The sequence below is a fragment of the Halodesulfovibrio spirochaetisodalis genome (assembly GCF_001672295.1).
Lineage (GTDB): Bacteria > Desulfobacterota > Desulfovibrionia > Desulfovibrionales > Desulfovibrionaceae > Halodesulfovibrio > Halodesulfovibrio spirochaetisodalis.
In genome coordinates this window covers 145,674-156,378 of sequence record NZ_JXMS01000005.1, presented here as the reverse complement: position 1 = coordinate 156,378, position 10,705 = coordinate 145,674, and the positions used below count along the sequence as shown (strand labels likewise).

Annotated in this window: 6 protein-coding genes and 1 tRNA gene; 3 read left to right on the top strand and 4 right to left on the bottom strand. The window is 44.7% G+C overall.

The features are described from left to right. Positions 1-215 precede the first annotated feature (215 nt). Positions 216-1,403: a class I SAM-dependent rRNA methyltransferase gene (locus SP90_RS04650; protein ID WP_066853090.1), complete on the bottom strand. Its 1,188-nt coding sequence runs from the start codon at positions 1,401-1,403 to the stop codon at positions 216-218. Between the two features lie 160 nt (positions 1,404-1,563). Beyond that, positions 1,564-4,203 carry a DNA polymerase I gene (gene polA, locus SP90_RS04645; protein WP_066853088.1) on the bottom strand — a complete coding sequence of 880 codons (2,640 nt, stop codon included), beginning with the start codon at positions 4,201-4,203 and terminating at the stop codon, positions 1,564-1,566. Between the two features lie 360 nt (positions 4,204-4,563). On the opposite strand from polA, the gene SP90_RS04640 reads away from it, so the two are divergent. The 3 genes from SP90_RS04640 to SP90_RS04630 all read left to right on the top strand — a co-directional run bounded on the left by SP90_RS04640 (position 4,564) and on the right by SP90_RS04630 (position 7,434). After that, positions 4,564-4,641: transfer RNA gene (locus SP90_RS04640), tRNA-Glu, on the top strand. A 230-nt stretch (positions 4,642-4,871) separates the two neighbouring features. After that, positions 4,872-5,864, top strand: coding sequence for a hypothetical protein (locus SP90_RS04635; protein ID WP_066853086.1), 993 nt, complete (start codon positions 4,872-4,874; stop codon positions 5,862-5,864). Positions 5,865-6,648: 784 nt separating this feature from the next. Next, entirely contained in the window at positions 6,649-7,434 is a 786-nt protein-coding gene (locus SP90_RS04630; protein ID WP_066853084.1) for a DUF1963 domain-containing protein, read from the top strand. Between the two features lie 396 nt (positions 7,435-7,830). Here the strand turns inward: SP90_RS04630 and SP90_RS04625 are convergent, their stop codons facing one another. Further along, positions 7,831-8,748, bottom strand: a complete 918-nt coding sequence (locus tag SP90_RS04625; protein ID WP_082936297.1) for an SdiA-regulated domain-containing protein — start codon at positions 8,746-8,748, stop codon at positions 7,831-7,833. 496 nt (positions 8,749-9,244) lie between these two features. Further along, a complete protein-coding gene (locus tag SP90_RS04620) occupies positions 9,245-10,705 on the bottom strand; it encodes a pyridoxal-phosphate dependent enzyme (RefSeq protein ID WP_066853083.1) in 1,461 nt (486 codons plus the stop codon).

Here is a 10,705-nt window from a genome sequence, read left to right as displayed (position 1 = left end):
TGTATTTATTTTATTTTTATTGATTAGAACGTTGTAGTTATGAGAAACAAGACTAAAATGGTAAGGTTTTTTATATAGAAAATTCAAGTTGTTATCTGAGGGTAGCGAAGCGAGGGGAATGGTGTAGTGCAGGGATTTTGTGAGGTGTTGCAATAAAAAAAGCTGGTGGAAGTGATTCCACCAGCTTGATGATGCAAAAAGGTACGCGGTTAAGCTTAGCTTTTAAAAACGCGCACTGTGTAGCTTTTAAGGTAGTGTGTTTCCGGCATTGCAGGATGTACCGGATGATCCGGCCCCTGATGACCCTGAATGAGGGTCTGGATGCGGGTTTTGGATTTGGAGGCAGCATGCAGAAGTACGCGGTTCAGGTCCTGTGCACTCAGGTGCTGGGAGCAGGAACAGCTTGTTACAATGCCGCCGTCTACAACGAGATCCATAGCAAGCTTGTTTACTCGCTGGTATGCAGAAAGACCTTCTTTAAAGGCTTTTTTACGCTTGATGAATGCAGGCGGGTCTACGCAGATTACGTCAAACTGTGCGCCGGAGTCCTTGAGTTCCTGCAAGGTGTCGAGGGCGTCACCGTATACGGTATCAACTTTGTCAGGAGAGCCGTTGAGACCTGCGTTATGGACTGCTGCATCAAGAGCAATTTGGGAAGCGTCAAGGAAGGTTACTTCTTTGGCACCGGCTTTTACAGCATTGCAACCGAAGCTGCCTGCGTAGCAGAATGCATCTAGAACGCGTTTACCGTTACAGAATGACGCAAAGTCTCTGCGGTTGGTACGCTGGTCGTAGAACCACCCTGTTTTCTGTCCCTCAATCATAGGAACTTCAAATTTAACGCCGTTTTCTTCAATAGCAACTTTAGCCGGAACAGTGCCTACTGCCTGCTCAACATAGCGGTCGAGTCCTTCAAGAGGACGGTTTGCTGAGTCGTTGCGGAAGAGGATTGCTTTCGGGTGAACAATGTCACACAGAACAGAGGTGATCTGGTCTTTCATTTTTTCCATGCCCGCAGTGGTAAGCTGCGCAACCAGCAGGTCGTCGTAGCGGTCGATGACCAGACCCGGCAGGAAGTCGCCTTCTGCGAACACCATACGGTAGAATGGCTTGTCGAACATGGATTCACGCAGGGTAAGTGCCTGAGAGATACGTTTGTCGAGCAGTGCCTCAGTGAGCCCTTCATGCGGACGGTTGCTGATCATACGTGCGCAGATAAGGGAGTTCGGGTTCACATAAGCAGAGCCAATAGCACGTCCCTGAGCATTAACGACGACTGCGTTTTCACCCGGTTCAAATTCTTTGAGCGGGCTTTTTTTAGTGTCTACTTCGTTGCTGAAAATCCAGAGGTGACCGAGGCGGATACGACGGTCTTCACCTTTTTTAAGAATAAGTTGTTTCATCTGTTCTATTCGGTTTCCTGTAAACCGTACTGTTATGTTTGGGTTCGCTGTATGCGCCCCGATAAAGGCAGTGTGCCTTAGGTGGGTAAGGGGTACATGTGATCGCTATGCCTGATGTGTTTGGCTTCGCGGTACTCCCTCACTCCCCTTCCAAAAAGTGTTAGTGTGCTTCGTTCCAGCGGTCGCCGATTCCGGCATCAACTTTAAGTGGAACATCCATCAGATGTTTTCCGTCCGGTGCCACGTTGGACATGATTTCCTGAAGGCGTTTTGCTGCTGCCTCTGCATGTTCTGCTGGTACTTCAAGTACCAGTTCATCGTGAATCTGCAGGATGAGCTGAGCACCAAGCTGCTTAAGCTGCTGGTCGTGCGCAGTCTTGATCATGGCTATTTTGATGATGTCAGCGGCGCTGCCCTGAATAACGGTGTTGATAGCTTGTCTGCGTGCCTGAGACTGTAGCATGTTGTTACCGGATGTGATTTCCGGCAGGTACCGGCGACGGCTGGCAAGGGTGGACACATAGCCGTGCTGTTTAGCGTCCTCTTCAACCTTGTCGTAAAATTCTTTAAGGTGCTGCAGCTTTTCAAAGTAACGGGCAATGAACTCTTTTGCTTCCTTAAGGGAAATTTTGAGCTCGCCAGCCAGCTTCTGTGGTCCCATGCCGTAGATAAGACCAAAGTTGATAGTTTTGGCGTCACGACGCTGATCTGCAGTAACCTCGTCAACAGATGCCTCAAACAGGAGTGCTGCTGTGCTGCTGTGGATATCCCTGTCGTGTTTGAACGCATCAAGCAGTGTCGGGTCTTGTGAGCAGTGTGCAAGTACGCGCAGTTCAACCTGCGAGTAGTCAGCAGATACCAGTTTTTTGCCTTCCGCAGCGATAAAGCAGCTGCGCATGCGCGTGCCGAATTCGCCACGTGCAGGAATGTTCTGCAGATTCGGGTTACTTGAAGACAGTCGACCGGTTGCAGTTGCCAGCTGGTTGAACGTTGTATGAATACGATCATCTTTGTCAGCAAGCTTCGGCAGTGGCTCAAGGTAGGTGGAGCGGAGTTTCTCAAGCTTTCTGTACTCAAGAATGCGATCCACAATCTCGTGCTGGCCTGCCAGTTTTTCCAGAACAGCCTGTGAAGTGGAAGCCTGACCTCCGCTTGTCTTGGTTTTGGAAACAAGACCTAAATCTTCGAACAATACTTTTCCGAGCTGCTGGGCAGAGCGGATATTGAACGGCGTGCCCGCGATGTCGTAGATAGTACGGGTAAGATTGTCGAGGTCGGCCTGCACTTCCTGAAGAAACTCTGCAAAGGCTGCGCGGTCGATGCGGATACCTGCTTCTTCCATTTCAGCAAGAACACCTACAAGCGGGAGCTCTATGTCGAGCATGAGCGGACGCAAATGGCCGCCGTCGAGGCTGCGTTCAAGTTCTTCTGCAATGGCAAGCGCAAGGATGCCGCCGTTTTTGCGGGAGATTTCCAGTTCATCAGCCTTACGGGAAAGCTTTTTCCATGAGTAATCACGGTCTTCCGGATTCAACAGGTATGCCATTAAACCAAGATCGAGCAGCTTGTTCGGATCTATGGAAGACCATCCTGCGTGCTGATGGAAGAGTGCTTTGGCATCTGGAGTAATGATTTGCTTTGCTGCTTTACAGAACTCGGCAAGTTCATCCATTTTGCCTGCATATAAAAACTCTGTCTTATCAATAGCAACCAGAACGGAATTGCTTTCTGTCTGATCAGCGAGAAGCACTGCAACACGCTTATCTGCACAGGAGGTAAGGCCGGTCACGTCATTAACAGACATGGCAGGGCTTGCGTCAGGCTCTTCCGGTGTGAGTTTTTCTCCGCCTCCAAAAAGACCGAGCTGGTCTGTGGCGACTTTTTTCTTTTTTGGTTCCGGCGCAGGTGTGTCTGCATGTGCGATGGCGTTTACCTCGCGTGCCAGTGCTCGCAGTTCGTACTCTTTTACAAAGTCGAGCACGGTTTCGCGGGAGATCGGCTTTAGTTTGAAATCTTCAAGCTTTTCATTGTCGCAGGAATCGGTTCCGAGCGTAGTAAGCTTTCGGAAAACAAACATATTGTCGAGATGGTCTGCGAACTTTTTTTGCAGGTTCGGCTTGAGTTTTTCAAAACCGTCGCGGATTTCTTCCAGTGTTTTAAATTGGGTGAAAATTTTGTCAGCAGTTTTAGGGCCGATGCCCGGCACACCCGGAATGTTATCTGAAGAGTCACCGATAACGGCCTGATAGTCTGCCCACTGGGCAGGGGTAAGGTTTGTCTCTTCGATAAAATCTTCAAGAGAGGTGAGCTTTTCCTGCTTTGCGCCCGGATCCCATAGGTATACGTTTGTATCGAGGCACTGTTTTAAGTCTTTATCAGCCCCGACAATGACAACCGGATGGTCTTTTTTCAGTCTGCTGGCAAGAGAGGCAATGCAGTCGTCTGCCTCGCAGCCATCGGAAACAATAAGATGAATACCGAGGTGCTTTACCATCTCTTTGATAGGCTCAAGCTGGAGAACCAGATCTTCCGGCGTGGCAGAACGGTTCGCCTTGTACTCTGTATACAGGTCGTGGCGGAAGTTCTTACCGCGTCCATCAAGAACAAAGGTGATGTATTCAGGAGATTCATCCCGCAGCATTTTTAATAAAATACGAGAGACAATAAATAGGGCGTTTGTTGGGAATCCATCAGCACGCTTGAGATGCTGCATGGCGTAAAATGCCCGAAAAATGAATGCGGAACCGTCAATAAGGTAGACCGGCTGTGAAGAGAGACCAAGGCGTTCTTGTAAAGACATATGATAGATGGGTGGTTCGGGTTGTTAACAGGCGGCAAGGAAGTGTCATCAGAAAAGTGAACGTGGGAAAATGGCTGCCGCTTCATTTACCTTTGTGCGAAAAAACGCTGCGCAAAAAGTGATGATACTCACTTACTCTTTTGCCTGCAAATACTATTAGTCATGAATGTTAGTCTGTAGAGAAACAACGTTGAAATATAAAATAAGAACTAACTATCTGAATTAATGTGTTATGTTTTGTTAAAGCGATTGCCTGTCTGAAATTAATACAAAAAAAGATAAAAAACAGTTTGACACTCGGCATAGTTTTCCATAGATACGTTTTCGCACGTGAGGGAACTCACGAAGCACGAACCAAGCGTCCCCATCGTCTAGCCTGGCCCAGGACACCTGCCTTTCACGCAGGCGACGGGGGTTCAAATCCCCCTGGGGACGCCAACGCAAGTTAAGCTCTTACACGAAAGTGTAAGAGCTTTTTTGTGTTTGTCATCCGCTCAGATAGCATCGTCGGGTAATACTGTTCATTTTTGCATGTCTACTTTGAAGTAGTTGTTTTTCGACGGATATAAATATTTGAATATATGTTTATTTATTTCAATTGCAAAGAGTCTTTGCTAGGAAGAGACATAATTTCATGAACAGTTGATTTAAACGAACTAGGATTAAAAATGAGAAAGATACTCGTGATGTGCTTGCTTGTATCCAGTCTTGGACTATTGGGTTGTGCAGCAAATCGAATGAATACACCTTCAGGCTTGCCTGAGGCTTCAATTAATGCTCCCTTAGGAAATGTGCAAGAAGCTCTGATTACATTAATGCTAGAAGATGACTATGTTCTTGAGTCGAAAAGCCGTAATAGCATGTTGTTTAAGAGGTCTGCGATGAGTTCTTTTGTACCAGCACTTTACAGTGTTTTGACGCAAAAGGAAAATTTAGTATTGAAGGTTGCTTATAGGTTCACTCCTTTAGATGAGGGTTACCTGACAACCGTTAATTTAAGAGAGGAGTATATAGATAAACGAGGCGAATTTCGGATTAAAGACTCCACTGCTGGAAAAGGTGCTGAAAAATATCAGAAGCGTTTGGATCAAGCCAAAAAAATTGCAGAAAAGGCTGTAGTGAACTCGCTTAACAAGCAATCAGTTAAGTCTTATTTATTCTCTTTTAGAAAAACCAATTGGGGAATGACGAAACAAGAGGTTAAGCAATCCGAGACAGCTAACCTTGTTACTGAGCTTGGAGACGCTCTAATGTTCGAAGATTACCTACTCCAAAGGGAATATGAGATCATTTACGTATTTGTTAAGAACAAGTTGGTCAGAGCGAAGTATGTTCTGAAAGATAAATATAGCAATGAAAATATGTACTTATTTGCATATCGAGAAATGTCTAATGTTCTTACAAAAAAGTACGGTACTCCCATTGGCGATGAAAAGTTCTGGTCTAACTCTTTATATAAAGATGATATTGAGAAGCATGGATTCGCTGTAAGTATAGGACATCTTTTACAGTACCAAGAGTGGGTGCTCCCTGAAACAGATATTTCTTTGAATATGCAAGGGAACAACTACGAAGTTAGATGTGCCGTTGAATACAAGAGTACGAAGTTTCGTAGTCTCGAAGAGGCGTTGGAAGAAAAGAAGAATATGGACGCATTCTAAACTGTCGTGGTCAGCACTTAATCTAACACATATCCTTATAGGTTGACCGCCGTTAGGTTTATCTAATGTCGACGTCGCGTATTGTTTACTGACACTTTCTCATAGTTTATCAAGGCTGTCATGATTTTTGCTTTGTTAACTTAGGGTAACATCCTGATAATATTAATTGATTCTAGTGACTGTAAAACGATACAGGCTAAAGTTATTTTCGTTTTAAACGCAGGATAAGCGTCCGATTTATAGCTTTACTTTCTGCTTTTCACGCAGGCGACGGGGGGTCAAATCACCCCTGGTGACGCCAATGCAAGTTAAGCTCTTATACGAAAGTGTAAGAGCTTTTTTGTGTTCGTTGCCTTGCACGGTGTAAGTTTTCAAACTTTCACTTTATTTCCATGATCTGGAAATGGCTCTCTTTTTGTCTGTCAGCTCTCTAAGCTAATGGTAAGGCCGATTCTTATATTTCACCAAATTCTTTGGCATTCCTACTACTCCTTGATCTCGTTTATCACAGAGCAAAGCAGCATTTTTCTTGAACTCAGGATCGTATGATCTACGCTCTTGGACATTCATCTTCATCTCACTCCTCTCTTTAGAGCAGGGTAATGACTAAATGATGTATCTACACGCTTGTTGCAGTGTCACTATCACTTCAAGATGATTTAATTTTTGTCCTAAACGAGTCTGTACAGAGAAGCTTATTTTATATATTGCCTCAGCTTAAAAATCTGGGACGCGTTACAATGAGCGAATCCAGACAACTATCCAGTGAGAGAGGACTTTGGATATGAAATTACCAGAATTGTTGGTCTCGTACAAAGCAGAGATCGAAAAATTTAAAAAAGTTGCTGTTGAAATCAATCTGACTTCTACGGGCTGTCACCTTATGGACGATGATTCATCCCTCACCACCTCCAAGTTTTGCGGTAAACCCTTTGTGCCTAGCGGGATGGATTATCCAGTGGGCAAATACAATAAAATGCCTATGTACTTGGTGGCTCAGATCAACTTTGAACAGTTGCCCCTTTTAGAGGGCTATCCTCGGGAAGGACTGCTGCAGATTTTTAGCGAAAGTGATGATGACACCATTTTTGAATCTGCAAAGGTAAGGTTCATATCCAAAGAGCAGATGCTCGAGGAGCCGATGACTGATTTTTCCTTCTTGGATAAAATAGCCGATGATGCGTATCTGGAATCCCCAACACATCTTTTTGCCTTCAAGGAAAGAGAGGACTACGGGAACACAGCCAATGCTTCCACCATAGAGATTAACGGTCATGATAATTTTTATGATTTCATTCAGGAAGTAGCCGAGGAAAACGGCTTAGATGAAGGTGACCATGAAGATCTGGAAGACAGTTTTAATGAGTCGTCCATCTATAGTAAAATCGGTGGGTACTCGGCAGGTGTTCAGGAGCCCTTTAGCGAAGATGAGCTGGCACTTGTGCTGCAGCTGAACTATTCGGACATAGAGAATGCTCAAGGGGATGGCTCGATATTCGTTCATGTGCCGAAAGAGGATCTGGTGGACTCAAACTTCAGCAAAGCAGAAGTTGTTTATGAGTGCACCTAACTCCAGACAGGGTAGATTGAAGTTTACAATGTAATGATTTTCCCTGCCGTTCAAGTTGCCTGCATTGTGGGTGTTTTTCAGAAAGAAATCAGCATCTGTTGTTAGGCATGGTTCCTGTCTTTCATGCTGGCGCAGGGGAGGCAAATCCCCATGTGGCGTCAAAGCAAGTTAAGCTCTTACACGAAAGTGTAAGAGCTTTTTTATTCTATGAGTCGGGAGAGCCGTTCATTATGTATTGAAGCTTGAGGCATATCATGAGCATACGTTTTTACTTTCAGCATGAGTGTGCTCTATTTACATTAGGTTGTGGCAAAATACAGTGCTATCGGTATGCCTTTGGCTGCAAGAAAAGAACGCGTTATTAGCTTTCAAAAGCTAGTGCACAAATTGTTGGAGCTACTTGCCACTCTTTTTGAATCGATAGATCAGGTTAGGTTCACTGACAATGTAGAGATTTCTATCAGCGTCCATTGTGACCCCTTCTGCTTGGGGAATTTTATCTGTCAGGCCAAAAAAACCTGCTTCTAAGTCGAAGTAGCTAATGTCATTTTCTTGCATACTAACTTCCACAAGAAGTTTGGACTCGTCGCTTAGCATCAAAAGGTGGCCTGTTTTTGAATCAAAGTGCAGACCGGATAAATCTCTAAGGTTAAGAGAGGTGACATCAATGTTTGGGGGAGTACCAATCTCGATACCTCGCTTTCCGTCTGCTAATCCTGAAATGGTAATTATCTTTAAAGGATTTCGTTCCTGAACCGCAAATATGACATTGGTCTCAGGATCTATTGCAATCCCTTCTAAGCCGATGTTCTCTGTACCACCTTTTTTAAGCGTGATGTGCTTTAGATTTTGGCGATCAAGTTCTGTTGTCTTGGGAGTAACAGGTGCGAGAACAATGGAAAAATCGCGTTCATCCGCAATAACAAGGTGGCCATCACCCATATATGCAACAGCCTCAGTGTCAGAAAAGTTTTTAAGAGATATTACTCTGATAGGATTCATCTCCATATCCAGCTCAATAAGTTCTTGAGGCTGGTTGGTGATAATCCACAGTGTGTTGTTGTCGTAGTCAAAGGTAATACCGGATACATTTTTATCCACACCGGTAATTGGCTTTGCTTGCACATCAACTATGTAGTTGGGTAGCCAGATAGATTTTTCTTTAATTGTTTCTGACGTCTTCCAGTCCATCCATATACTGTGAATTTTATCATCCAGTTCGAAAAACAGGAACATGAAGAAGGCGCAGAACGTTATCAATCCGATTAGTAATGTGCTTTTGATAAGCCTGATGATAGCTTTTTTTGAGAGCATTCAGTGTTTCCTTACTGCGGGTACCAGCTGACAATATGCCAACAGTGCATAGAATAGGCTGGCTTTATAATAACACAAACGTTTTCATTATTTATTTTTCTAATGTATGCTGGAATCATTCACTATTATTAGAACTTCGGTAGTAATAAACAAAGGCTACGATAAGATAACCGAATAGTTACCAATGAGCGTCGGTATTCTGCTATATATTTATTTGAGGCTTGCTACCGTTCGAATCAAATCAAGGGTAATCTTAGCAAAATGGTTGAACTGCACCTATTGTTGCAATATCTGCAAGATACGGTGCTAAATGTTCAACAAGCCCTACAATTTCGTGTAATGATTTACCAGAATTTTCTGTAAGAACAGTGGCGTAACGTTCTAGTATTAAATTGATATTGGGTACAGTGTGTTTTGCTTCCAGATGACTAGAAATAAAATACCCCTCTGTAGCAGTGGCTACAGAGGGGTATTGATTATGCTATAGAACGATTAACTAACGTGAAGATACCTTCGCATTAAAGGCTGTAATAAGGGCATCAAGCTCTTCTACTTGCGCAAAGGTTTTTGTCCAGTATTCTTCATGGTCGTACCACTGTCTGTTAAGCTCTTCAGCGGTCTTTCCTTGCTGTTCAACCCAAGTGAAGTACTTCAGATTATGGATTGCTTTTTTCTCGTAGTAGGTAAGTTCTTTTGTGTAATCAAAGGTGATGGACTGCAACAGTTCAACATCTCGCTCTGCATTTGCTTCCGAGTACTTGCCTCTTTCTTCTTCAAGCTCCTGTAAGCGGGAGCCATAGAGTTGCAGAGAATCTGTAGCAATACTTACTACGTAGTCGTCTTCGGTAAGTTCATTATATTTAGCAAACTTGATGGCAGCAACAAGGTTGCCTATGCCGGAAATTCCGAGGAAGTTCAGCGTGTCTAACAACTCTTGCGAAACCCCTTCTTTTGCCAAGGAAGCTTTGCCTTCTGGGGAGTTGAAGAGGCGAAGCAGGCGAATTGGTACCTCATCATCGACAGCAATGGTAAAGTCTGTGTTTTTGCAGTCGTGAATCCACGGAATATGCTTATCGCCGATGCCTTCAATGCGGTGGTCTCCGAAGCCGTTCTGGAGCAAGGTCGGGCACTGTAATGCTTCAGCCGCACCTACTTTCATGTGCGGGAATTTTGTCTTCAGGTAATAGCCTGCGCCCAGTGTTCCACCGGAACCGGAGGAAGATATGTACCCTGCGAGTTTTCCATGTTCACCAAGGTAGGCGGAGGCTGCTTCTTCAATGGCTGGGCCTGTTACATTGTAATGCCACAGCGGGTTACCCAGCTCATCGAACTGGTTGAAAATCTGCAGATCTTCACCGGAGTTGCGCAGTTCCCAACACTTATCAAAGATTTCTTTAACGTTGGATTCACAACCCGGAGTCGCGATTACTTCACCCGCAATTTTATTTAACCATTCAAAGCGTTCTTTGCTCATTCCTTCCGGTAGAATGGCAATAGCTTTGCAGGCGAGCAAAGCAGAAATGTATGCGCCGCCACGGCAGTAGTTACCTGTGGATGGCCATACTGCCTTGGTCTTTTGCGGATCAAACTGGCCTGTGACTAGTCCCGGGATAATGCATCCGTATGTTGCGCCTACCTTGTGTGCTCCGGTAGGAAACCATTTGCCCACCATCATGATTATGTTGGCACGGCACCCTGTCAGTTCCGGTGGCAGAACAATGTGGTTTACGCCCCCAAAAAGCCCGCCGTTATCAGTCGGCTGGTTCTTCCAGGATATTCTGAATAAGTTTGCTGGATGAATATCCCACAGACCGACCTCTTCTAGCTGTTCTTGAATCTCAGCCGGAATGGTTTCCGGATTTTGCATCATGCTGAAGGTCGGCAGGGTTATTCCTTTCTCACGGCAATAGGCGATATTTTTTGCCAAAATTTCTTCATTAATAGTGAGATCGATCAT